21 protein-coding genes, 1 rRNA gene and 1 pseudogene are annotated in these 23,469 nt (G+C 42.1%); 13 read left to right on the top strand and 10 right to left on the bottom strand.

Annotation, left to right across the window (positions count from 1 at the left end):
• From E2K98_RS28190 to E2K98_RS28150, 9 genes and pseudogenes are all read left to right on the top strand, one after another.
• Positions 1–567, top strand: a pseudogene (locus E2K98_RS28190) (YfcC family protein); the annotation flags it as partial.
• 32 nt (positions 568–599) lie between these two features.
• Positions 600–1,772 (top strand): beta-aspartyl-peptidase, encoded by a 1,173-nt coding sequence (iadA, locus tag E2K98_RS28185; protein WP_133340051.1) that lies wholly within the window; start codon positions 600–602, stop codon positions 1,770–1,772.
• Between the two features lie 358 nt (positions 1,773–2,130).
• Positions 2,131–2,274 (top strand): YjcZ family sporulation protein, encoded by a 144-nt coding sequence (locus E2K98_RS28180; RefSeq protein ID WP_133340049.1) that lies wholly within the window; start codon positions 2,131–2,133, stop codon positions 2,272–2,274.
• Positions 2,275–2,817: 543 nt separating this feature from the next.
• Positions 2,818–3,699, top strand: coding sequence for an acetamidase/formamidase family protein (locus tag E2K98_RS28175; RefSeq protein ID WP_133340047.1), 882 nt, complete (start codon positions 2,818–2,820; stop codon positions 3,697–3,699).
• 123 nt (positions 3,700–3,822) lie between these two features.
• On the top strand, positions 3,823–4,512 hold the full coding sequence (locus E2K98_RS28170) for a GntR family transcriptional regulator (protein ID WP_235824955.1): 690 nt from the start codon (positions 3,823–3,825) through the stop codon (positions 4,510–4,512).
• Positions 4,513–4,665: 153 nt separating this feature from the next.
• On the top strand, positions 4,666–5,946 hold the full coding sequence (gene hisD / locus E2K98_RS28165; RefSeq protein ID WP_208025441.1) for a histidinol dehydrogenase: 1,281 nt from the start codon (positions 4,666–4,668) through the stop codon (positions 5,944–5,946).
• 218 nt (positions 5,947–6,164) lie between these two features.
• Positions 6,165–7,016 (top strand): ABC transporter substrate-binding protein, encoded by an 852-nt coding sequence (locus E2K98_RS28160; RefSeq protein WP_133340043.1) that lies wholly within the window; start codon positions 6,165–6,167, stop codon positions 7,014–7,016.
• Positions 7,017–7,205: 189 nt separating this feature from the next.
• The gene (locus E2K98_RS28155) at positions 7,206–7,913 is read left to right on the top strand and encodes an amino acid ABC transporter permease (RefSeq protein ID WP_133340041.1); all 708 of its coding nucleotides are present in this window, start codon (positions 7,206–7,208) and stop codon (positions 7,911–7,913) included.
• Between the two features lie 4 nt (positions 7,914–7,917).
• On the top strand, positions 7,918–8,658 hold the full coding sequence (locus E2K98_RS28150; protein ID WP_133340053.1) for an amino acid ABC transporter ATP-binding protein: 741 nt from the start codon (positions 7,918–7,920) through the stop codon (positions 8,656–8,658).
• Between the two features lie 194 nt (positions 8,659–8,852).
• Here the strand turns inward: E2K98_RS28150 and E2K98_RS28145 are convergent, their stop codons facing one another.
• The 6 genes from E2K98_RS28145 to E2K98_RS28120 form a co-directional block, all read right to left on the bottom strand.
• Positions 8,853–9,245, bottom strand: a complete 393-nt coding sequence (locus tag E2K98_RS28145) for a GtrA family protein (protein WP_133340039.1) — start codon at positions 9,243–9,245, stop codon at positions 8,853–8,855.
• The gene (locus E2K98_RS28140) at positions 9,242–10,204 is read right to left on the bottom strand and encodes a glycosyltransferase family 2 protein (RefSeq protein WP_133340037.1); all 963 of its coding nucleotides are present in this window, start codon (positions 10,202–10,204) and stop codon (positions 9,242–9,244) included. The genes E2K98_RS28145 and E2K98_RS28140 overlap by 4 nt, the downstream gene beginning before the upstream one ends.
• A 171-nt stretch (positions 10,205–10,375) precedes the next feature.
• Complete coding sequence (locus E2K98_RS28135; RefSeq protein WP_133340035.1) at positions 10,376–10,906, bottom strand: ferric reductase-like transmembrane domain-containing protein; 531 nt, start codon at positions 10,904–10,906, stop codon at positions 10,376–10,378.
• A gap of 36 nt (positions 10,907–10,942) precedes the next feature.
• Positions 10,943–11,299, bottom strand: a complete 357-nt coding sequence (locus tag E2K98_RS28130; RefSeq protein WP_133340033.1) for a hypothetical protein — start codon at positions 11,297–11,299, stop codon at positions 10,943–10,945.
• Positions 11,300–11,590: 291 nt separating this feature from the next.
• On the bottom strand, positions 11,591–13,855 hold the full coding sequence (locus E2K98_RS28125; protein WP_133340031.1) for a glycosyltransferase family 39 protein: 2,265 nt from the start codon (positions 13,853–13,855) through the stop codon (positions 11,591–11,593).
• 52 nt (positions 13,856–13,907) lie between these two features.
• Positions 13,908–14,591 carry a response regulator transcription factor gene (locus E2K98_RS28120; protein WP_133340029.1) on the bottom strand — a complete coding sequence of 228 codons (684 nt, stop codon included), beginning with the start codon at positions 14,589–14,591 and terminating at the stop codon, positions 13,908–13,910.
• Positions 14,592–14,874: 283 nt separating this feature from the next.
• On the opposite strand from E2K98_RS28120, the gene E2K98_RS28115 reads away from it, so the two are divergent.
• Both E2K98_RS28115 and E2K98_RS28110 read left to right on the top strand, forming a co-directional pair.
• A complete protein-coding gene (locus tag E2K98_RS28115; protein WP_133340027.1) occupies positions 14,875–15,561 on the top strand; it encodes a response regulator transcription factor in 687 nt (228 codons plus the stop codon).
• Positions 15,558–17,039, top strand: coding sequence for a sensor histidine kinase (locus tag E2K98_RS28110; protein ID WP_133340025.1), 1,482 nt, complete (start codon positions 15,558–15,560; stop codon positions 17,037–17,039). Before E2K98_RS28115 ends, E2K98_RS28110 begins: the two co-directional genes overlap by 4 nt.
• Before the next feature lie 55 nt (positions 17,040–17,094).
• On the opposite strand, the gene E2K98_RS28105 is transcribed toward E2K98_RS28110, so the two are convergent.
• The 4 genes from E2K98_RS28105 to E2K98_RS28090 all read right to left on the bottom strand — a co-directional run bounded on the left by E2K98_RS28105 (position 17,095) and on the right by E2K98_RS28090 (position 22,256).
• Positions 17,095–17,784, bottom strand: a complete 690-nt coding sequence (locus tag E2K98_RS28105; protein ID WP_133340023.1) for a TetR/AcrR family transcriptional regulator — start codon at positions 17,782–17,784, stop codon at positions 17,095–17,097.
• 292 nt (positions 17,785–18,076) lie between these two features.
• Entirely contained in the window at positions 18,077–19,378 is a 1,302-nt protein-coding gene (locus E2K98_RS28100) for an MFS transporter (RefSeq protein WP_208025440.1), read from the bottom strand.
• A 134-nt stretch (positions 19,379–19,512) separates the two neighbouring features.
• A complete protein-coding gene (locus E2K98_RS28095; protein ID WP_133340021.1) occupies positions 19,513–21,558 on the bottom strand; it encodes a CocE/NonD family hydrolase in 2,046 nt (681 codons plus the stop codon).
• Between the two features lie 323 nt (positions 21,559–21,881).
• Positions 21,882–22,256, bottom strand: coding sequence for a nucleotide excision repair endonuclease (locus tag E2K98_RS28090; protein ID WP_133340019.1), 375 nt, complete (start codon positions 22,254–22,256; stop codon positions 21,882–21,884).
• Between the two features lie 288 nt (positions 22,257–22,544).
• Between E2K98_RS28090 and E2K98_RS28085 the strand changes: the two genes are divergently transcribed.
• Positions 22,545–22,943 (top strand): hypothetical protein, encoded by a 399-nt coding sequence (locus E2K98_RS28085; RefSeq protein WP_133340017.1) that lies wholly within the window; start codon positions 22,545–22,547, stop codon positions 22,941–22,943.
• 415 nt (positions 22,944–23,358) lie between these two features.
• Positions 23,359–23,469 (top strand): 16S ribosomal RNA (locus tag E2K98_RS28080); the annotation flags it as partial.

The following is a 23,469-nucleotide window of genomic DNA, read 5'->3' as shown; positions in this document are numbered from 1 at the left end:
TACATTACAGAAATTGCAGCCTTATTCATTATATTGACAATCGTAGTTGGAATCATCGGAAACATGTCTGCAGATCGTATTGTTAACTCCTTTACAAAAGGTTCTGCTTCCTTAATCGGTGGAGCCTTGATCATCGGCGTTTCACGTGCGATTCTTGTTGTATTAAATGAAGGGCATATCATCGACCCTCTCCTGCATCAAGTATCTGAGTCCATCAAACATTTTCCTGGCTATTTAAGCGTTGCCGGTATGTATAGCTTCCAGACGCTTATTCACTTTGTTCTAGCGTCCGGCAGCGGTCATGCAATGCTGACAATGCCGATTATGGCGCCGCTCGCGGACCTACTGCATATTACACGCCAAACTGCGGTGTTGTCTTTCTCTTTTGCAGACGGAATCGGAAATATGATTTTTCCGACTGCCACCACCTTAATGGCAAGTTTGGCCATTGCCGGTATTTCTTGGACAAAGTGGGCGAGGTGGATTCTTCCGCTGGTACTCATTCAATATCTCATCGGATTAATAGCTGTCATCACAGCTTACTTTATCGGATATGGTCCATTTTAAGGCCAAGAATTATTAACAGGAGGAGAAAAAAATTGCTTACCTTAATCAAAAATGGCGAAGTATACGCACCCAATTACCTAGGACGGAAAGACATATTGATAGCAGACGATAAAATCGCATTTATCGATAACAAAATTGAGATTCCTGACAACTTTGTTCCTATTCAAATTATGAATGCAGCAAATCTTTTAGTTGTTCCGGGATTTATAGATTCACATGTTCACATTATTGGTGGAGGCGGCGAGGGCGGATTCAAAACCCGCACTCCCGAGCTTATGCTCACTGATATTACAACCGCAGGTATTACAACACTAGTTGGCTTACTTGGTACGGACGGGACAACACGAAAAATGGAGAGTCTACTTGCCAAGGCGCGGGCGCTTGAAGAAGAGGGTGTTTCCTGCTTCATTCATACAGGCTCCTATCAAGTGCCCGTAAAAACACTAACGGACACAATCGAAGACGATATTATTTTAATCGACAAAATTATCGGTGTTGGAGAGATTGCCATTTCTGACCATCGATCATCAGAACCCACATTTGAGGAACTGGCTAAAGTCGCTGCTGCGGCACGAAATGGTGGGATCCTTTCAGGGAAAGCCGGCATAATAGAAATTCATGTAGGGGACGGGGAGGGGAAGCTTTCATTGCTGCATGAAATTGCAGATCAAACTAACATTCCGATTCGGCATCTCCATCCGACACATATCAACCGAAATGAAGAATTATTCAAGGCGGGAATTGATTACGCAAAGCAAGGGGGATATGTTGACTTTACTACAAGTACCATTCCTCAGTTTTTGGAGGAAGGCGAAGTGAAGTGCAGCAAGGCATTGCGCAGGATGCTTGAAGAGGGGATTCCAGTCGGACACATCACCTTCTCTTCAGACGGACAGGCAAGCCTTCCCTTCTTTGACAGCGATGGGGCGTATGTAGGCCTTCAAGTCGGAAAAGTATCGTCGTTATATCATGAAGTAAGAGATGCTGTTTTAGAGGAAGGCATCCCGTTGGAAACGGCATTGGAGGTCATCACCACGAATCCCGCACAAGTGTTAAGGCTTTCAAGCAAGGGCAGCATCCAAACCGGAAAGGATGCTGATATCGTATTGTTGCAAAAGGAAACATTAACAATTGACACTGTAATGGCAAGAGGACAGGTAATGGTTGAAAAGGGGGTTCCGCTGATAAAGGGAACTTTCGAATAAAAAATGGGAATTTACGAAAAAAAGGAACCGTGTACGGAAAGACAAGATTTTTTAGGAGAAAAGCAAGTTCCGGCCGGGCGATGCCTATTACAAGAAACGGGCTATAAACAGTTAAAATTCGAATTACGAATTTATCGACAAAAAACTTCCTCGGAAACTAGAGGATGTTCGTTTTCCAAAAGGCAAAGGTGGCTAACTACTACTTAGTCATCTTATTTAGATAATTATAATTTCCCTGAAAAGCTCAGATTTTGTAATAAATTACTGGGTGTATCCTAAAAAAAGTTAGGGAAAACGCCCTTACCTCCATAACTTATCAACATATTTTATAAGGAATAAAAAAGAGGAGGGCTACAAAATGGATGGATTTGGATACGGCGGATTTGGTGGCTGCGGTTGCGGCGGTTTTGGCTACGGAGGTGTCGGCTTCGGCGGCGGTTTTGCATTAATCGTTGTATTGTTTATCTTGTTAATTATCGTTGGTGCAGTAATCTTTTATTAAGTAAGAACAATAAAAAAGCCCTTTAAGGGCTTTTTTGTTTGGGATTACTCTTTATATGACCTATGTGCACACAAGGGGTAATGAGGGATAGTTGTAACGGCTACACTCTAGCGTATGCGTATGGCTAGGCAAAATAATCAAATGGTTAAGCCTGATTTTTGGGGATTTAATTTATCGTAAAGGAATTATTTTAATCATGTAGAAAATTACAAGGGAGGGAGGAAAAAAGGGAGAAAACCTTTAATTCTCAAGGAACACATCTGACGAATTAAGCGGAAACAAAAAGAATAAGAGCAGAGCTACTTATCAAGATTTATTCTTAAGAAAAAGGCTTTGTTAAAGAACAATGTTAATTTTTAAACAAAGTTGATTGGAGCGGAAGGTGCGAGACTCCTGCGGGAGCAGCGGGACAGGTGAGACCCCACAGGCGCTAAAGCGCCGAGGAGGCTCACCGCCCGCCCCGCGGAAAGCGCGCATCCTGGAGCGGAAATCAACAACCAAGTTTAACACAGCCAAGAAAAATAAAATAGGCAAGGTGAAAACATGAGACAAACAATAAAAGGAAAGTATGTATACGAGTTTTCGAGTGCGAATAAACCAATCGCTTCGGTTAAACTTGGCGAAATAGTGGATATCGAAACGATTGACTGTTATGGGGGACATTTAAAAACGGAAAAAGATTTAATCACTGACTTCCCTCATTTAAAAGTAAACCCTGCAACAGGACCTATTTACATTGAAGATGTGAAAAGGGGGGATGTACTTGAAATTATCATAAAAAAAATTGAACTTGATTCTGCAGGCGTGATGTCAACCAGACCAGGAGGTGGGCTTCTTGGTGATTACATTCGTGAAGCACAAACCCGGATTTTAAAGATCGAAAACGACATGGTGATCCTAAATAACACGATGACATTTCCCGTTAATAAAATGATCGGGGTTATAGGCGTTGCCCCCCTTAATGAAGCGATTCCAACTTCAACACCAGGAGAACATGGCGGTAATATGGATACGAAAGATATTACGGAAGGGAATACCCTATATTTACCGGTTTTTCAGACTGGTGCCCTTTTGGCTTTGGGAGATCTGCACGCATCTATGGGAGATGGGGAATTGAATGGGACTGGTGTTGAAATCGGCGGGAAAGTCACACTTCAAATTAACAAAAAGGAAAACGTAGAACTTTTTACGCCCATCGTGGAAACAGACAGTCATATTCTCATCATTAAAAGCGCAACAGAATTTCGTACTGCTGTAAGAGAGGCTATGATCGAAGGGATTAGGCTTTTACAAAAGGAACATAACCTGGAGTTTGCCGATGCCTATCGCATGATCAGTGCAAAAGGGGACATTCGAGTTAGTCAGCTTGTCAATCCGAAAATCACTGTTCGGCTTATGTTGCCAAAATGCCTGGTGTCTATATGAATTGACTTTTATTGTCAGCCTTCGACAAATATATTCAAAATTATTCAAAAATTATAAATATATTGACGTTTCAGATAAATAGGACTAAACTATTATTATAGAATAATTGAAGGGGGGGCTAGTTTGCCAAATTCAAAAATGGGGGAACAGCAGATTTATCAAATTTTACGGAATGCAATTTTCAATGCAGAACTTCCTCCAGGTACCCAATTAGTAGAATCTTCACTTGCTGAAGGATTTGGCGTGAGCCGAACCCCGATTCGAGCGGTTCTTTCTCGTCTGAAATATGAATCTTTGGTTCGTTTTATTCCCAATAAGGGCACTTTTGTTTATTGCCCGACACCTGAGGAAGCGGAACAAATCTTTTATATTCGAAAAATATTAGAACCGGAAGCTACATATTTAACTGCACTACAAGCGAGTCCCTCTGACCTGGAAAGGATGAACTTTTTCTTGGATCAGGAGGAACAGTTTTACCAGCAAGATCAGCCACAGAATGCCCTGCAGGCCATTCAATCCTTTCATCTAGCCGTGATTGAGGCTTGTAAAAACTCCTATCTCATACAATATTTGCGGGAGATTCTTTCCTTAACGCTTATCATTCAAACATTTTATGACGTGACAGTAACGGAAACAACCCATTCGAATCATCAGCACCGGGAATTGTATGAAGCCATTAAACAACGAGATTCCATCCGCGCAAAGCAACTTGCAATTGAACATATTCCTTTCATCATACGAGATATTGACTTCACGAAAAAATTAAATCATGCGTTACCCATTGATCAAATTATTACTCGGTACACACTCTAGTCATTTTTTTTAGGGTTAATTGTATACAATCATTGTACACGCTAGGGGGATACAATCTGATCTATCGTAATGATGGTTTTCCAACACATGTCGGATTCTGCCATTTTTAAAACTGCTGGGTAACCAGTATATGCCTACAAAGGAGAAATGAACATGGAAATGTTAAAACAGGAACAGCTGAACAATGGTGAGGCAGTTCGTGTAGAAGAAGCTGTTGCTTCCATTATTCAACGAGTTCGGCAAGAGGGGGATGCTGCCCTTAAAGCCTACCTAAAACAGTTTGACGGAGTGGAGATTGAAGAACTTCGTGTCCAAGAGGACGACATTCAGAGAGCCATTTCCCAATTACCGCAAACGATGATTGAAGACCTTCAGTTTTCGGTGGAGAGAATTCGCGCTTTTGCCGAGGCGCAGCGGCGAACACTAACAGAATTTGAGCAAGAAATGATTCCGGGGGTGTATTTGGGACAGCGGGTGATTCCGATTGAAACAGTTGGGGCTTATGTTCCCGGGGGAAGATATCCATTGTTATCTTCTGCACAAATGGCGATCATTCCCGCTAAGGTTGCAGGTGTTTCGAATGTGAAGGTCTGTACACCGCCTACTAAATCGGGAGAAGTCCACCCGGCTGTATTGGCGGCGGCTCACTTTTCCGGTGCGGATGAAGTCTACCGCGTGGGCGGGGCTCAAGCGATTGCCGCGCTTGCTTACGGCACGGAAACGATTGCACCGGTTCATAAAATTACCGGACCAGGTAACCTGTATGTGACCGAGGCCAAGCGGCAAGTTCATGGCCAGGTGGGAATTGACTTATTAGCGGGCCCGAGTGAAGTGTTGGTGATAGCCGATCAATTTGCCAACCCTGTTTATGTCGCTTCCGATTTACTCGCTCAAGCAGAGCATGATGTAAATGCCAGGGTGGCCTTAGTTACCACCGACCGTGATTTAGGCGTGGCAGTTCTTCAGGAAATTGAAGAACAGCTAAAAACCTTGCCAACTGCGGTAACGGCACGTGCTTCATGGGAAAAATGGGGACAAGTATTCCTTGCCGACAGTTTAGAAGAGGCCATTGCTATTGTAAACGAGTGGGCGCCAGAACATCTCCATGTTCAAACCATCAATGCGTATGACATTAAAGAACAATTTATCAACTATGGATCATTATTTCTAGGAGACCTATCCTCTGTTGTTTATGCAGACAAAGTGTGTGGAACGAACCACATTCTTCCGACTCGGGCTGCTGCTAAATATACAGGCGGTGTGTGGGTTGGGACATTTTTAAAAGTGGTGACCTATCAGCAAATCAAGCCAGAAGGCGTCAATGTCCTGGCACCACATTGTGTACGGCAGTCTAACCAAGAGGGTTTGATTGGTCACCTTCGTTCTGCCAATGTCAGATGGAGCGGAATGCTTGATCTCGAAGTGAAAAGCTAAATTAAAGGCTGTGCTAAACCTGGTTGTTGATTTCCGCTCCAGGATGCTCGCTTTTAAGCGGGGCGGGCGGTGAGCCTCCTCGGCGCTGAAAGCGCCTGTGGGGTCTCACCTGTCCCGCTGCTCCCGCTGGGGTCTCGCACCTTCCGCTCCAATCAACTTTGTTTTAAATATCAACATTGTTCTTTAACAAAGCCAAATTAAAAGGGGGATTTTTTTCGATGAAACGATTGACCAAAATGTTTTTGCTTACGGTTCTTTCTATTATTCTATTAGCAGGCTGCGGCGGCCAAAAGTCAAATGGAAATGCGGATGGTTCAAAAAATAGCTCCGCAAGTGCGTTACAAAGGATTAAAGATAAAGGAGTGCTTGTTGTCGCATCCTCTAACGACGTTCCATTTGCCTACATTGATAAGGATACAAAAAAGTTTTCAGGGATTGATGCTGAAATTATCACGGAAGTGGCTAAGCGTTTAGGCATTCCAAAAGTAGAAATGAAAGAAGTAAAGTTCGAAAACTTGCTGCTTGATCTTAATAATAACAATGTGGATATGGTAACCGATGGTATGTATATCAAGCCTGAGCGTCAAAAAATTGCTGACTTCACGAACATTTGGTACACCGAAGGGGAAGCATTGGTTGTCGTGAAAGATTCTCCTATTAAAGGTTTGGATGATTTAAAAGATAAGGTTGTCGGCGGACAAAAAGGAACCGCATTCCTTGAGTTTGCGCAAAAGCTTCAAAAGGAAGGCGAAATTAAAGAGGTTAAGGTGTTTAATTCACAATCTGAGCTTCTTCTTGCCGTAAATACGAACAAAATTGATGCATGTATCACAGATAGTGCGGTTGCGGGCTATAGTATCACAAATGATAAAACGTTGAACTTAAAATTAGTATCACCTTATAAGGCTGAAGCAGCTGGAAATATTGGTGCAGCGGTCCGTAAGTCAGATAAAGATCTGTTAGATGCGGTAAATAAGGAACTGGATAAGATGAAGGAAGATGGCTTTATCCTGAAGACCTTGAAAAAGTATGGATTAAATGAAGATAATTTCGTACCTGCTGGAAAATAGATTTAAAGAGATTCTTTGTCTTACATGCTCCTGACTTCTATCATGGTTTAGCTCAAGCGCCTAGCGGCAAAAGGACTTCATTATACTTCAATTGAATGTTGTTGGTTTTCTTCATTTACCTTAGTCGAAGTTCCAGTCCCAGAGCCGCTTATCGGGCGCTTGTGCTTTTCTAAAAAGGGTGATTCTCATATGAACATTTTAAAAAATTTAGATTTTGCTACAGCGTTTAAAGATCTTTCTCCAGAATTGGTAAAAGCACTGGGGACTGTTCTTGGAGCCACCGTGTGCGGGTTCGCTCTGGCATTAATCCTTGGAACACTGATTGCTTTAGGGCGGATTTCTAAATTCAAGTGGCTGAATCGAATATTGGTGATATTCCTAGAAATTATTCGCGGAACTCCTCTACTTGTCCAACTCGTCTATATGTATTATGTAGTACCGTTGCTCCTCTCACTTGTAGTCCAATTTTGGATTCCAAATTATCAAATCAATTTTAACGCCTTTACAGCAGGTACTGTTGCGATGGGAATTAACTATGGGGCTTATTTGTCAGAAGTTATTCGATCCTCAATTATTTCAATTGACCGCGGGCAAACGGAAGCAGCACTTGCCCTGGGGTATACGAGCAAGCAGGCGATGTGGTCGATTGTGATCCCACAAGCGGCTCGAGTGGCATTGCCGACCTTTGGTAATTACATCATTATGATGGTAAAGGATACTTCACTTCTTGCATTTATAACCGTGTATGAATTATTATTGCGGACTCAAGCTTACGCCTCTCAAACATTCTTAACGATTGAATCTTATACACTATTAGCTTTAGCTTATTTGGTTTTAAGTTTACCAATGGCTCAAGTTGTACGAGTACTAGAGAGGAGATTACGTCGTCATGTCTAATGTGATCATTGAAGTCAATCAATTACGAAAATCCTTTGGTTCCAACGAAATTTTAAAAGGAATCGATTTAGAGATAAAGGAAGGCGAAAAGGTAGTTATCATCGGCCCATCGGGATCAGGAAAATCTACTTTTCTTCGCTGCCTTAATTTTTTAGAAATCCCAACGGCGGGGACTGTAAAAGTCCATGGTGATTATTTCGTAAAGCCGGGCGAAAAATTTGATGAGAAGCATGTAGCCAGGCTTCGGACGGAAGTGGGAATGGTATTTCAAAGGTTTAACTTATTCCCAACAATGACGGCGTTGGAAAATGTGATGGCTGCTCAAATGAAAATCCGTAAAAAATCCAAGGAGGCGGCTCGTGCAACGGCTGAAACCTACCTGCGTAAAGTAGGTTTGGCAGAACGGATGAATCATTATCCGAGCCAATTATCAGGTGGACAGCAGCAGCGTGTCGCGATTGCCCGGGCCCTTGCGATGGAGCCGAAAGCAATGCTGTTTGACGAAGCCACCTCTGCACTCGATCCGGAACTAATTGGCGAAGTTTTAAATGTTATTCGTGATTTGGCCAAAGAGGGAATGACCATGGTGCTGGTTACCCATGAAATGAAATTTGCTGAGGAAGTGGGCGATCGTGTTATCTTTATGGACGGAGGCGTCATCGTGGAGGAAGGTCCGCCGAAGGAATTCTTCCACAACCCGAAACACAACAGAACACGGGAATTTATTCAGAAAGTGGAACATTAATAGAATGGTAAGGCAGCTTTCCTAATTTTTTAGGGGGCTGCTTTTTAATTGGACCTTTGGGACGGTTCTGTCGGCTTTTTTTGTCAGAAAGATAAAAAAGTAGACCAAGAGAACCGTCCCTATGGTATCAGAACAATATGCTTTAAGTCCTCCCTCATAAGGGCTGCTTCAATGGTTGACTGCTTTTTTAATCTTCATGGTTGAACCCCCCTAGTAAATACCATTCTTTTCGTTCCAATATAATTCATTCCAACACTTGCTGCTGTGACGAGTAACTTACTGATCCATAATGGAAGTCGCAAATGCTTATAAAACATCGTTAATAAAAAAGAAGTCATAACCAAAGTAATCAGGTTCACACCAAGAAAAGTGAAAAATTCTCGCTTACTTCCTTTTCCTTTTTGTTCAAATGTCCATTTTCGGTTCATGATATAGCTGTTTAACACCCCGGCACTGTACGAAATACATTGAGCGACGATGTAGTTTACATTGAACCAAGTCAAGAATGCATAGACGCTAAAATCAATCGAGGTATTGACCGCACCCACAATTGCAAATTTTATAAAAGAAAGCCATCGCTTGGTCATCTGTATATCATTTTCTTTTCTGGCTTCTTTTGATAGATCTCTTGAACAATATAGAGTGGACGATGTTTCGATTCGTCATAGATTCGGCCGATATATTCACCAGTGATTCCGAGAATAAAAAGTATAAACCCGTTAAAAAGCAACTGAATCACAATCAGGGAGGACCAACCTGTGATGGTAGTATGGGTAAACAGTTTTAAGTATAGGACAATGAACAAGTAGAAAAAGCCGATGACCGATAAACCCGCACCAGCAAAGCTTGCTAGTTTTAATGGTTTATAGGAAAAGGAGGTAATGCCATCCATCGACAATTTCAGCATTTTCTTGAGCGGGTATTTAGATTCGCCCGCCAGACGCTCGTCCCGTTCATACTCGACGGCAATTTGTTTAAACCCAACCCAGCTCACTAACCCGCGGACAAAACGGTTTTTTTCTTGCAGGTTATTCATTTGATCACATACTTTACGGTCCAATAAACGAAAATCTCCTGTATCAAGCGGGATGTCGATATCTGTCATCGAATGTAAAAAGCGGTAAAACAGTTTGGCAGTGTATTTTTTTAAAAATGTTTCTCCTTTTCGTTTCGTCCGTTTTGCATACACCACATCGTAGCCTTGTTTCCATTTTCCAATCATTTCCAAAATAAGCTCGGGCGGATCCTGCAAGTCGGCATCAATCACGACTACGGCCCTTCCTTTTGAATGATCCATTCCTGCTGTGATGGCAATTTGGTGGCCGAAATTCCTTGAAAAATCTACTAAAATAACAGCGGGGTCCTTTTCACTAAATTCCTTTATGATGTCGGCTGTGCGATCACGGCTGCCGTCGTTCACAAAGAGAAGCTCGTAAGATTCTCCTGTCGATCTCATTACCTCGGTCAATCTACGGTAGGTTTCATGAATCACTGCTTCTTCGTTGTACACGGGTACAACGATTGAATATTGAACAACTTGATTCATTTCTATCACTCCTTCACGAAATATCTCATTGAATTCATTATGGGCCTGCAACCTGAAATCAGCTTGAAGATCAGCTGAAGGTTTCCTGAAATTAGTTGCTGGAATCCATAAAAAAGGGGGGATGAACCCCCTTTTTTGAAAAATTGATTTTTACTGGCGGAAGCAATCCATTTATCCTTGTGCAGCTGTTAGCTTTTTCTTACTCGAAAACAGCATCCCCCCAAAGATGATGACGGGTGCGATATTCACGGCCGCCAAAATCGTTCCTTGGAAGTCCGTACCGCTCAATAATCCATGTAACGTAACGAGTATATAGAGTATGGGATTTAGCGCATGCAGTTTTCGCCATCTTTGATACCCAATTTTATTGCGGAATTTTGACGTAATGATCGTTAAGATTAAAAAATAAGTCGCAATTGAACCCATCGCCATGGAGATCGTTTCATAGCCGCTGGCAAATGGAATCAAGATTTCAGACAGTTTAAAGGGGAGATAAGAATCTATTAGCAAAATTCCTAAGTGTCCCCCTGTAAGAATTAACGACCAATCTGACAGTACTTCATGAAGATGAAGTAGGTTGTTTACTTTCTTTTTTCGTTTCTTCTGGACCATGGAATACAGTCCAGTAAGAACGGCCGCATATAATAATAGATAAGCTATCGTTCCGGTTGCCCGAATCGCATACCATTCAAATGTCTCCATTTTATTTTCCTCCTCGTTTCCATTTCGTCCTCATGATCAGGTTCCTCCAGTCGTCGTATCGAAACCGCCATGCTGGCTAAACGATTGGTCTTGTGAAACAGATTGAGTATTAGACTGCTTGGAATCGCTGATTCTGTTTCGGTTTGGGAGTTCATAGGTGATCGAAGAACTTCCACTCTGGGTTGGACTTTGTGTTGTGACCTGAGCTTGAGTGGTGGCAGTTGTTTTGTTTATGGTATCTTTGTTGATCCCAAGGTATGAGATCATGCCAGCGACGAATGCTAGACTGGCAAAGCTTACACTCCAAGAAGTAAATTTCTTTTTATTCATTTTTGTTGCCTCCTTGTATTTAAATGACTTCTTTTTGTCTATGTCTGTATTATGGATTTTCAATCTGAATTCAGCATGAGCGTAAGCTGAAGGTTTCCTGAAAAATAATGAAATGTTTTTTGGAAAATGGTGATTTTTCTTGATTCGCTGATAAACAGGCCGAATTCACTGATAAAACCTTTCAATTCGCTGATAAAGGGTCTAAATTCGCTGATAAAAGTTGTTAACGCACGCATACAGTAGCTTTCTTAGTGTAAAAACAACAATTTTTATGATAACGAATTTAGAAAAGCAAAATAAAAAGGATCGAGCCCTGTTTATCCAGGGCTCAATCCTTGCTCGTTTCCAACCACATTATTTAGATTTCGGTTGAGTCAAATCATAGAGAGTCACACCATCGACTGTTGTTGTCTTAAAATTGTTTTGAACCCAATTGGTGATTTCTGAATTAGAACCACCGCCCATTGGTCCTCTTTGGAAGTTACCATTAGAAGTGCTTCCATTTGTTTTTCCATTCGTATTATCAGTGGACATGCCGCCGCCCATGCCGCCTCTGCCGGAGTTAATAAAATAATGAATCTTTCCATCACTCACGTATTTCTTAAACTGGGCAAGGGTAGGGGTCGGATCACTGCCGGTAAAGCCGCCGATGTCCATGATGGGCGCACCTGTCGCTAGTTGATATGGAGCCGAAGACTGTGAACCGATCGTTGCAGCCACCCAGGTGTATTTCGTGGCATCCTTTTTAAACAATTTTACGATATTCTTGCCAGGTGTGGCGTTGTCATCAGGACCACCCTGTTTAGCGTTCCTGGTTCCTCCTGCGGATGAAGGTGGCATTTGACCACCAAAGCCGGACTGTCCTGGGGAAGAATTAGTTGAGCTGTTCCCAGGAGGCATTTGCCCGCCAAAGCCGGAGTTTCCAGTTTGTCCTGTAGACGAATTACCTGAATTGTTCCCAGGAGACATTTGCCCGCCAAAACCGGAATTCCCGGATTGTCCTGTAGACGAATTACTTGAATTAGCCCCAGGCGGCATTTGACCTCCGCCAAAGCGGCCAGGGAATCCATCGCCACCCGTCGAAGGACCTGCAGAAGGCATCGATCCAGTATGTGGTGTCGCAATGGTCTGGACTGTATAGGCAAACGGACCAGCCAGGCAGGCAGCCAATCCAGCTGCGGCAGCACCCATCATTAAATTTCGCCGAAGCTTTGGTGCGATCATCATCGTAATAGCAGCAACCAACCCGATCACTAGGGTGGCCACACGCAGCCACGGGTACCAGGTTGAAGTACGGTCAAGTAAAATATAAGACCAAACTGCTGTCGCTGCAATAGTCGCCGTTAACCCTAAACGGGCAGCCAATTGTTCACGTCTCGTCCAAAGAACTTCAACACCAATCCCGATGATGGCACCAATAGCTGGAGCCAGGGCAACTGTGTAATACGGGTGAATTGTTCCCGCACTATAGCTGAACACAATACCGGTCACGAAGAACGTTCCAGCCCACAAAAGCATGGCAGGAATGGTGCGATCACTTTTCCAGTTCCGGCGGACAAGCCAAACCGCAACGATTAAAAGAATCAGTGCCGCAGGAATCAGCCAAGAAATCTGGCCTCCCATTTCGGAGTTAAATAGACGTGTCAGACCAGTGCTGCCACTGAAACTCCCGCCCATGGCGCCGCCGGGTCTGCCCATATTGGCCGCTTGATTTACCATATCATTGGCAGTTGAAACTCCTGTCGCAGCTTTTGGGCTGCCCATACCGGACTCATTCCCGGTAAGCCGGCCTAAACCGTTGTATCCAAAAATCAAGTCCAGAATGCTGTTTTTCTGAGAACTCCCGATATATGGACGGTTCGCAGCCGGGACAAGCTGAACAATCGCCACCCACCAACCTGCTGAAACCACAACCGTAATCGCACTGATCACCATTTGCACTAGTCGCCGGCGTACCGATACAGGGGCAAATAACAGATAGACGACTACAAACACAGGGATGATCAGGAATGCGGCCATCATTTTAGTCAAAAAGCCAAAGCCAATGAAGACAGAGGCCCACACGAGCCATTTTGTTTTCCCTTCCTCAAGTGCTCTTGTAAAGGCATAGGCACTTGTTGTAAGTAACAGAACTAGGAGCGCATCAGGATTATTAAAACGGAACATGAGCGCGGCCACCGGTGTCATTGCAAGGACTGTTCCCGCGATTAGCGCTGCACCGGCACTGAACCAGCGGCGAATCGTCAGGTAAAGGACCCATACACAAGCGACACCCATCAGTGCTTCTGGAACAAGCATACTCCAGGAATTCAGGCCGAATATTCGCGCCGATAATTCCATGATCCACAAGGAAGCAGGGGGCTTATCGACGGTAATAAAATTAGATGCATCAATGGATCCGAAGAAGAACGCCTTCCAACTTTTCGTACCCGCTTGTACTGCGGCACTGTAAAAGGAATTGGACCAGCCTGATTGGCCAAGCCCCCATATATATGCGATTACTGTCAACAGCAATAGGGTCAACAGAGCAGGCCGTTCCCATGGCGGATTTCCTGGCCGGCCTCTTACATTCATATTACTCGTTTGCAATGGTTCGGATTGATTTGTTTTTTCCATCATATGATTCCTTTCCTTTTGCTGCCTTTTAAGAGGTCAGCAATTATTTTACTTATCATGCTAGATCCAGCCGATAACCGGCACCACGGATTGTCCGGATTAAGGTACGTTTATGATCATGAAGCTTTTCTCTCAATAGGCGGATATAAACTTCCACAATATTTTCTTCACCACCAGCGTCATAGCCCCACACCTTCTTTAAAATAGTTGCTTTGCTTAGGACCATTCCGTGATTAATCACCAATAATCGAAGGAGTTCATATTCCGTTGGTGAAAGTTTCAGACCTGTTTCATTGAAACGAATTTCCCTCCGACGGTCATCAATTTCAAAAGGACCGATTGCGATATTTTCTGAAAGAATGGGAAATTGATTTCTTATTCTTGCATGGATTCGCGCCACCAGTTCTCCAAAGCTAAAGGGCTTGACCATATAATCGTCGGCACCTAGATCGAGTCCTTTCATTCGATCCTCCTCGTCCCCCTTTGCCGTCAGCATAATAACAGCCAGATTTCCTAATTTTTTAAGAATCTTGCATGCTTCAATCCCACTCATTCCCGGCATCATGACATCGAGGATGACAACATGTGGTTCAAAATCTTTGGCTAAGTCGATGGCTGATGCACCGTCTTGAGCGGTCCTTACTTCGAATCCTTCCTCTATTAATCCGAGCTCTAAAAATTGCAAAATCGATAATTCATCATCCACTAGTAGTATTTTTATATTTTTAGTTGTCCGCATCGTTTCGCTACTCCTAAGGATGTTATTTTCTTTCTCCCCATTTTCATGTCTCCTCCCCGTTTTGTTCATGTCTGTATTGTGCACGGCCAACCTGAATTAGACTTGAAGGAAAGCTGAAGGTTTCCTGAAAAATTCAGCAAACTAGTTGATTCATAGTATAATAGGTATTTACATAACGATTCCGACATTTTTATATCGATTAAGCCGATATTCAGTTTTCATTCAGCTAATTTTCAGCTAAATAGACGAAACTATATCTATTAGGGGATCTGGAGGTATGATCATGAATGCTAAAGAAGGTATTAAAATCTTACTCGTCGATGACGAACCACATATTTTGCAATTTTTAGAGATGGGTCTTACAGGGGAAGGGTATGAGGTAAAAACAGCATTAGATGGGTTGATGGCGATTAATGTAGCGAAGGAATTTGAGCCGCATATTGCGATATTAGACGTGATGATGCCTGGAATGGATGGGTTTGAAGTGTGCAAAATGATTCGAAAAAGCGGTGCGCAAACCTCCATTATTATGCTTACGGCCAAAGATGAGGTGGAAGACCGGGTGAAGGGGTTAACCATCGGAGCCGATGATTATGTGATAAAGCCATTTAGTTTTGAAGAATTATTGGCTAGAATTCGGGCCCGGCTGCGCAATCAATTCCCGAATCTATTTAATGAAGTCACGTATGGACCCTTTAAGCTGGACGACCGAAGAAAAGAATTTACGTATAACGGCCGAATTTTGGAGCTTTCTCCAACTGAATATGAGCTTCTCAAATTCTTAGTGATGAACCACGGGATCGTGATGAGCAAAGCCATCATCTTAGATCGGGTTTGGGGCTATGATTTTCTTGGGGAAGAGAATATTGTGGAAGTGTATATTCGCTCTTTACGAGATAAGCTGGGGGATAAGCAGCACCAGGTGATTCGTACGATAAGAGGTTCAGGCTACAGGGTAGATTTCTCATGAAGGGGGTAAAGAATTTATTTTTTTCCCGTTCCTTACGCTATCAACTTCTTGCACGGACGTTAGTCATCTTGGCTTTTATTTTACTGGCGATTGGGCTTACGCAGTACTTGGTTATGAAGGATTTCCTGTTTCAGAATGAGGCAGAAACGCTAAGTGCAAGGCTGATGTCATTGCCAAAAGATATTGGTTTAAATGTAGATTTACCAGATGATAATGAAAAGCCTCATGACAACGGGGACACTTTCCCGGGGCCAAATCATAAGTTTTTCTTTTTACAGGATATGTCGCTTGCGCTGATTAAGAATAACGGCAATTTTCAAGACCTTTTAGAAAATAGTAGTATCCAAGCTCCAATACTTTCTAAAAAGGAATATCAAAATATTTTGCAGGATTTTTCAACTCATCAGGATGTTTCCTATCGTATCGAAACGAATTCAAAGGGAGTCGAGCAATTGATTGTGTTTAAGCCAGCGGGGGGAGGTTTCCAGGATCAAATCTCCGGAATCCTGCAGCTGGGAACGAATACGGCACCGCTCAAGCATGTACTTCTTCAGCAATTATTGATTTTTTCCATTCTTTCCGCTTTAGCTTTAGCTGGTGGACTTGGAATTTACTTGCGCGTTCTGAACCAAACCCTTGTGCCGTTATCACGGATTGTGAAAGCGGTGAAGAAAACCAATGCCGGAAACTTAGAAGAGCGCCTTCCGGTTGAACAGGGGCAGGAAGAGATTGATCGTTTAGCGGAGTCGTTTAATGACATGTTAGCGAGATTGGGAAAATCCTTTGAGTATGAAAGAGAAACGAAAGAACAAATGAGACGTTTCATCGCGGATGCCTCTCATGAGCTGCGAACACCGCTTACTTCCATTTCCGGATTCATTGAGGTTTTATTAAGGGGAGCTGCCAATCGTCCAGAACAGCTGTACAAAGCATTAAATAGCATGCAGGGGGAATCAAGGCGGATTATTAAATTAGTAGAGGACTTATTATTGCTTACGAAGCTGGACCGTGCTCCTGAATTACAGGCTAAAGAGAGCAATCTTTCCATGTTAATCGAAGAGATGGAACCTCAACTAAACGTTTTGGCGGGAGATCGCGCGATTCAATTTCAGCTTGCTCAAGATGTTGTTGGATTCTATGAATCAGATAAGTTAAAGCAAGTGATTCTTAATCTATTTAATAATGCTGTCCAGCATACGGATCCAGTATCCGGGGTGATTAAGGTTTCGCTTGAAGCATCTAATCAGTTTGCAAAGCTTTCCGTAGAAGACAATGGCACAGGGGTGAGCGAAGAAAGTCTGCCGCTCATTTTCGACCGTTTTTATCGTGCAGATGTTTCCCGTGCAAGAAGAACGGGAGGAGCAGGCCTTGGATTATCGATTACTAAATCTATTGTAGAGGCACATGGAGGAAGAATTGAGGTCGAGAGCAAGCTCGGGACCGGAACCATCTTTATTGTGTTTTTGCCGATGGGGTAACCATAGGGACGGTTCTGCTGGCTTTTTGGAGCCACCAGAACCGTCCCTATGGCTTTTACTGCTGATTCGTATGATCATATTTTTTAAAAGAAAAAAGATTCGCGTTGTGAACAATCTCTGTAATATAGTTCATGGTGATTTTCACTGCCTCCTGAAACTCATAGCTTTTGCGATTATTTAAGATATTTGTAAACATTCCTTGCCAGATTAAAATGGTTAATTCATTAATCGCATCAACGTTTTCTTCTTTGATATATCCCTCTCTTAGTGCATTTTCTAAGAAGGACCGCCCCCGTTTTGACACGTTCCGTTCAAAGAGAATAATCTTTAACTCCTCAGGAATGTTAATCAAATCAGCAGGATAGATTTTATAATATTCTTCAAGCAGCTTTTCGGGTTGATCCCCTAAATCCATAATAAATACCGCATTAAAAATTTGTGGCTGCTTAAAGGAGTGAATACAAAAACATTCCCAGGCTAACAAGTACTTTTCAATGGGATCTTTTCCTTTTTCAATATAAACAGCTACCTCATCCGTGTAAGATTTCAAGAATTTCATGGATGCGAAAAAGATCAGATGGGAGATTTCAGAAAAATAGTTATAAATGGTGGCGCTATTATAACCTGCCTTATCCGCAACTTTCCTGATCGTTACATTCTCTAAACCTTCTTCTTCGATAATTTCAGCCGTTGCGTCGACAAAGTATTTCCACATGCGGCTCAATTGTATTTCCTTTTTTTTCATCGTTATACTCCTTACAAATTTTATATCCATATAAGTTATTTCGTTCTTAGGCGAAGTGAGATCTAAGGGCTATGTTAACTTTGGCTGTTGATTTCCGCTCCAATCAACAGGGCTAAAAATTCAACAATGTTCTTTAACATAGTCTTTTTAAAAAAGATGATAGAAAAATTATACCAAACTATTGGCTCAGAAGCCGAAGTAATAATGATCCGTAGTGGAACTGGTTCAAAATGAAAAAGCTGGCGAAAAACAAAACTTTATCGCCAGCTTCTTTTCATTTTAGGGGCTCATTCTAACTTGCTTTTTTTTCTTTCATTATTTTTCTCTGAAGGGCAATCTCTTTTCGTTTTTCTTTCGTTACTCTTTGCCAAATGACAGCGGTAATCAATCCAAAGATCGTTAAGCCTAATAAAATGGCGAATAATACCTTATAACCAGTGGTACCATCCCAGTGGTCCAAACAAGCTCCGGCAATAATCGGCATAAAGATTTCCCCGCTATACCCGATGATCATTAATGGCATAGCGACGGTTCCTGTTGTTTCAACGGGATAGTCTCCTTCCACCAAAATCGCGAAGTGCGTTGCCTGTAAGGCATACATGGCTACATAAACAACGGCGATAAAGACTAACAGTAACAGGATAAGAGAAGGCTTTCCGGGCAAAAGAATGAGAGCGACTAAGCCGGCTGCCAATAAACTATAGGCAATGATGACCATATTGGAAATCCCAATTCGATCCCCGATGATTCCGGAGGAGAAACTTCCGACTGGGCGGCAGTATTGTGAAAAGTAACCCAGTGCTGCGGCAATGATGGTGGAAGCACCAAATGCTGCATGTGCATAAGGAGTAATATAATAGAAACTATTAATCATTGCATAAGATGTTAAAATAAGAACGGCTGCCAGCCAGGTTGTTGGCATTTTTAGAATCTTCCAAAGGATATCCCAATTAAATTTTGTATGATCCTTTTCGTTACCTTGATCACTGCTGTTGTTTTGTTCAGGACTCTTGTAAAGCAGCATAACCATGATCCCTAAAAGAATACACATCACGGAATAGAAAATAATTACTGTGGACAATGCGACCTTGTCACTCAGCTGCTTTGAAACAAAGGCGAAGAGTCCTAAAACCAAAGCGGATTCGATTACTTTGGCAGCACCGCGTCCGCCTTCAAAAAAGCCGAATGCTTTTCCTTGTTCATTTTCATTTGCTAACGAACGGACGGCTTTTATTAATGCTACCCAAAAGGTCAGGATGGATGTAAATCCCCAAGCTCCATAAATTAAGACCAATACAGAGTAAGGGGGATACAATAGTAAGGTAAAGCCTAGAGCTCCTGTCACGATTAAGGAGAGCGTCAATAAGTGTTTCGTTTTCCAACGATCTGCCACATAACCTGCAAAGATATAGGAAATCAAACAAGTAATTCCAAACACACTTCCGAGCGAACCCATTTGTGTATTTGTTAAGTGAAAGTCCTTTAGAAATACATCATAATAATAGTTTCGAAAATATGGCAATGTATAAATCATTTCACCTGCAATAATTAAAATGATTAGAGTAGGTATATTTTTTCTTAATTTTCCTTCCATCGCATTTCCCCCAATCGCTGGCTTTAAGAATTGTCCAGCGCAAGCGTCCTGCCCCTCGAGGTTACAAGCCAATCTGTTAAGAAGGCTTGGCTTGTGCTATGCCTGAGGCTGACCAAGGCGCTTCTGCTTTTCTCTTAAAGCCCTACGCGTTTAATTTTTTGGTCCCAATTTTTCTTGAATGCCGGCTCGCCGTTCTCTTTTACATCCATTTCGCCAACGATGATAAAGTTTTCCGCATCTGAAGTTTGCGTAACGGTAATGTCAGCTTCAATCCACCAGCCCTCACGGCCAATTCTCATTTTTTGATAAATGGTATACTTTGCGGAAAGAGGATCAGCATTGCTTAATGTCAACTCCCGCTTCAAATTGTGTTCAACGGTCACATCAATTTCATCAAAGCGATAGACCCCTTCACCAAATACCCCGCCGACACCATCCGTTATACAAGTCCATGTATCGGTTACAATATCATAGGAAATCGAACGATTGACTTTGCCCTCTGAAATTATGGTTATCGGAGTTAATGGCGCACTCTCCGGACTCATATTCGGTCCTGCTGTTCGGCTGCCGTTAAAGATTGGCAATGAAAACTTAGCGGTTTCCAGATTCAATGTAAGTGTTGCATCCTCCGGCATGGTCCAAAACATTGGCCAAAAAGTGGTAGCAATTGATAAACGAACCCGGTGTCCGGCTTTAAATTTGTGTCCGCAACAGTCAAGATTCACATAAGCATTTACTTTCTCACCAGCGGTCAGCAAGTCTACCCGGTCCTGTCCATTTAAATGGGTTAAATTCATTACACCGTAGGAAACACGGGTAACTGCTCCGTCCGGCGCCACATCTGATAACTGTGCAAAAAGCATTGCTTTAGGTTTGTCACTTGATAATTGTACTTCGAATCTCGGGTAGCCTACGATTTCTAATGGGTTTTCTAAAAGGTCACTTTCAAAGACCATCGCCATTCCATCATCTAATCGCTGGTCTGAAGGACTTTCTCCAAGTACTCCTGCACCCATCCATTCACCTGATAAAAGGCCGTGATTTAGAGGGGTTTTTAACAACACTTGCTCTTCTCTATCATCTTGTTCTTCCAGTAATTTACCACGCGTCAATTGATACGTTTTTGTAAGAACCTCATTGGATGGCCATGATTGAAGTCCAACCCACTCTCCTTTACTAACCGGTTTAATAGAAGAAGGGGGCATGCTTTCCTCAAGCCATACATCGATCATTGGTCCATCGATGCAATCATTTTCGATTCCTTTTAGCCAATGATCCCACCATTTAACAGCCTCTTGTAAAAAGCCCAACGCCGGACCTGGAACACCATCCTGAGGATAAACATGTGCCCATGGACCGATGATCCCTTTCCTAGGGACCGAAAGCCCTTTCATTAAGCTGAATACGGTATTTGTATAAGAGTCTTCCCAGCCATCAATGGCAAGAACGGGCACTTCAATGTCATCATAATTTTCACAAACTGAACCATGCTTCCAATATTCATCCCTTGTTTGATGCTCCATCCACTGCGCCATCCATAACGGCATATTTTCTAACCGTTCCAGCCATTTTTCCCGCCAGCTGTCGCCGACAATATGAGGGTCAAGCGGACGTACCTGATAGGCGAGCATAATGTTTCCCCACCAGAAATTATCGTTTAACAGACAGCCGCCTTTATAGTGGATATCATTGTTATAGCGGTCATCGGTAAATCCAAGGGTAATAATGGCTTTTAAATTTTTGGGTCTTCTGGCTGCAACTTGAAGGGAATTAAATCCTCCCCAAGATTTACCCATCATTCCGATGTTTCCATCACACCAAGGTTGATTTGAAATCCATTCAATTACTTCTAGGGCATCATCTTGTTCTTGCTTTAGGTATTCATCTTGTAAGAGACCATCGGATTCCCCCGAACCTCTCATATCCACTCTGACTGCTGCATAACCATGTCCGGCAAAATAACCATGCATCGGTTCATCTCTTGTCCTTGTACCATCAGTTTTACGGTAAGGAATGTACTCTAAAATAGCCGGTACTTTTTCACCTTCCGGAACTTCAGGCAGCCAGATCCGACTGGAGAGTCTCGTTCCGTCTTTTAAAACAATCCAAGTGTTTTCAATCGCTTGATACGTATAAGGAAAATTGGTGATAATTTCTCTTTCTTTGCATTCTGTTGACATGTTAACATCCCTTTCTTCCTCTTTCGCCACAAGAGGTTTAACATAAAAAGTTTCACCTTAAAGCGCTTTCTAAAAGCTTTAAATCATTGTTAAAAAACAATCAAAGTGATTTTATAATCATGATTACTAAATTACTATGTTCAGTATAGCATTCAAAAATATGTTGCACAACTTAAAATTTTTAGAAAAATTGAACTTTATTTCAAGAGTCTGACCCCCGCTCGGGTAAGGAATTAAAGCGGGAAAGCACGAATAATATTGAGGTTGAAAATGGGAAAAACACCTTGCGCTAATGGCGCAAGGTGTTTTGATGGGGGCGGGATTTATTTATAAAAGACTTTGTCAATATTGTATTTGGCATGCTGCTGGTTGATGATGTAAGTTTCGTAAATTTCTCTTTCCATCGGATCTTCGACAACAGATACCGCAATCTTGTATACCTCATCGCGGTGCGACTTTATTGGAGAAACCGTATCCTCAAAGTGTTTCTTTACCCTTGGACGCAGCTTCCGGGCTTTGCCGACATATAATAGTTGATCCTCTGCGTTAAAAAGTAGGATGATCCCGCCTTTATCACGCGGAATTCGATGATAATCGGTAAAACCATATTGGCTGCTAATCACGGCTTCTACTTTTTCACCTAGCTGTTTTTGTTTCGTTAATACTACATCAGGGTTTGGTATTTCAATTTTTATCATAAACTTCACTTCCTATTCTAAGGTAAAACGTAATTTTAGCTCTCTTAAAATACATTAGTTAATGGTTATTTTCAAGTTTTTGGGTGGGGCTCCCTACACTTGCGGTGATAAGGATTTATACTAGAGTGTAAAAATACATCCTCATTTGCCCATCATTTTATGAGGTCTAATCATTTTTCGGAGTCATGAGGTGCGGTAACTTGATTTATTAGGTAGATTGTCCACACCTTGATTTGAAATCCATCATATTCTATTTAAAAGAAGAAGAAGAAAGGAAGAAGAGGGTCAATGCTGGAGAACGATAATGAATTAAAAAGGGAACCAATTGAGGAAATCGACCGGTTTTCAAGACTCATGCTTGGCAGTCATAACCGCAGAGAACCTTATCAAATGAATGAAAATACTTCACAAGAATTTCTGGAGCAACCTGGGCGGGCATCTTTTAATCGCACCACCAATCGAATGGATGGTTGGCTATTTGGCTTTCAGGAAAAAGAAGCTCCGACCTCCTCACAAAACAATCTAAATCAGATAGAAGGTCTCCTTAACCAGATCGATTTGATGCAGCTGATGGAAACAGTTGATATGTTCGTTGCGACAACTAAACAATTACAACCTTTATTTAATGATTTCACCCCTTATTTCAAGCAGTTGGCTAAAAAATTCAAAGCATTTAAAGAGGGCTAGCTTTCTACCTACAACTTCCACTAAAAATTGGGTAGGAAGAAAATAGAATCAAAAAAGTAATTTTATAAAAACTTTCTATTGCAAGTTAACACCCACGGTGTTATATTAATAAAGTCGCTCCCAGAAAGAGTGGATATGTAAACAAGATTAAGTAAAATTTACTCTTGTTTTGATGTGCATAACGTGATATAATGTAAAAGCTGCTCTTGAAAAGAGTGCAAAAATCAATCGGAATTGGAAATAATTGATGATTGATAGAATTTAAGAAGTTTGATAAAATAATATTCCTGTCACTTTTTATAAGTGCTATTGTTCTTTGAAAACTAAACAAACAAAAACGTCAACAAACAATAATAATCATGTTTCTTCTATTATATAGAACATGAGCCAACGTAACAAATGAGCTATATCAACTTTCTTGGAGAGTTTGATCCTGGCTCAGGACGAACGCTGGCGGCGTGCCTAATACATGCAAGTCGAGCGAATCAATAGGAGCTTGCTCCTGTTGGTTAGCGGCGGACGGGTG

This window comes from Bacillus salipaludis (assembly GCF_004358205.1).
The sequence above is the reverse complement of the archived record's forward strand: the minus strand, read 5'-3'. Positions and strand labels throughout refer to the sequence as shown.

Bases quoted from the DNA above. Each gene is read 5' to 3' on its own strand.
- E2K98_RS28125 (WP_133340031.1), bottom strand. From the start codon at position 13,855: ATGATGGAAAAAACAAATCAATCCGAACCATTGCAAACGAGTAATATG.
- E2K98_RS28085 (WP_133340017.1), top strand. From the start codon at position 22,545: ATGCTGGAGAACGATAATGAATTAAAAAGGGAACCAATTGAGGAAATC.
- hisD (WP_208025441.1), top strand. From the start codon at position 4,666: ATGGAAATGTTAAAACAGGAACAGCTGAACAATGGTGAGGCAGTTCGT.
- E2K98_RS28105 (WP_133340023.1), bottom strand. From the start codon at position 17,784: ATGAAAAAAAAGGAAATACAATTGAGCCGCATGTGGAAATACTTTGTC.
- E2K98_RS28145 (WP_133340039.1), bottom strand. From the start codon at position 9,245: ATGACCAAGCGATGGCTTTCTTTTATAAAATTTGCAATTGTGGGTGCG.
- E2K98_RS28180 (WP_133340049.1), top strand. From the start codon at position 2,131: ATGGATGGATTTGGATACGGCGGATTTGGTGGCTGCGGTTGCGGCGGT.
- E2K98_RS28120 (WP_133340029.1), bottom strand. From the start codon at position 14,591: ATGCGGACAACTAAAAATATAAAAATACTACTAGTGGATGATGAATTA.
- E2K98_RS28095 (WP_133340021.1), bottom strand. From the start codon at position 21,558: ATGTCAACAGAATGCAAAGAAAGAGAAATTATCACCAATTTTCCTTAT.
- E2K98_RS28110 (WP_133340025.1), top strand. From the start codon at position 15,558: ATGAAGGGGGTAAAGAATTTATTTTTTTCCCGTTCCTTACGCTATCAA.
- E2K98_RS28175 (WP_133340047.1), top strand. From the start codon at position 2,818: ATGAGACAAACAATAAAAGGAAAGTATGTATACGAGTTTTCGAGTGCG.
- E2K98_RS28090 (WP_133340019.1), bottom strand. From the start codon at position 22,256: ATGATAAAAATTGAAATACCAAACCCTGATGTAGTATTAACGAAACAA.
- E2K98_RS28100 (WP_208025440.1), bottom strand. From the start codon at position 19,378: ATGGAAGGAAAATTAAGAAAAAATATACCTACTCTAATCATTTTAATT.
- E2K98_RS28140 (WP_133340037.1), bottom strand. From the start codon at position 10,204: ATGAATCAAGTTGTTCAATATTCAATCGTTGTACCCGTGTACAACGAA.
- E2K98_RS28160 (WP_133340043.1), top strand. From the start codon at position 6,165: ATGAAACGATTGACCAAAATGTTTTTGCTTACGGTTCTTTCTATTATT.
- E2K98_RS28115 (WP_133340027.1), top strand. From the start codon at position 14,875: ATGAATGCTAAAGAAGGTATTAAAATCTTACTCGTCGATGACGAACCA.
- E2K98_RS28155 (WP_133340041.1), top strand. From the start codon at position 7,206: ATGAACATTTTAAAAAATTTAGATTTTGCTACAGCGTTTAAAGATCTT.
- E2K98_RS28135 (WP_133340035.1), bottom strand. From the start codon at position 10,906: ATGGAGACATTTGAATGGTATGCGATTCGGGCAACCGGAACGATAGCT.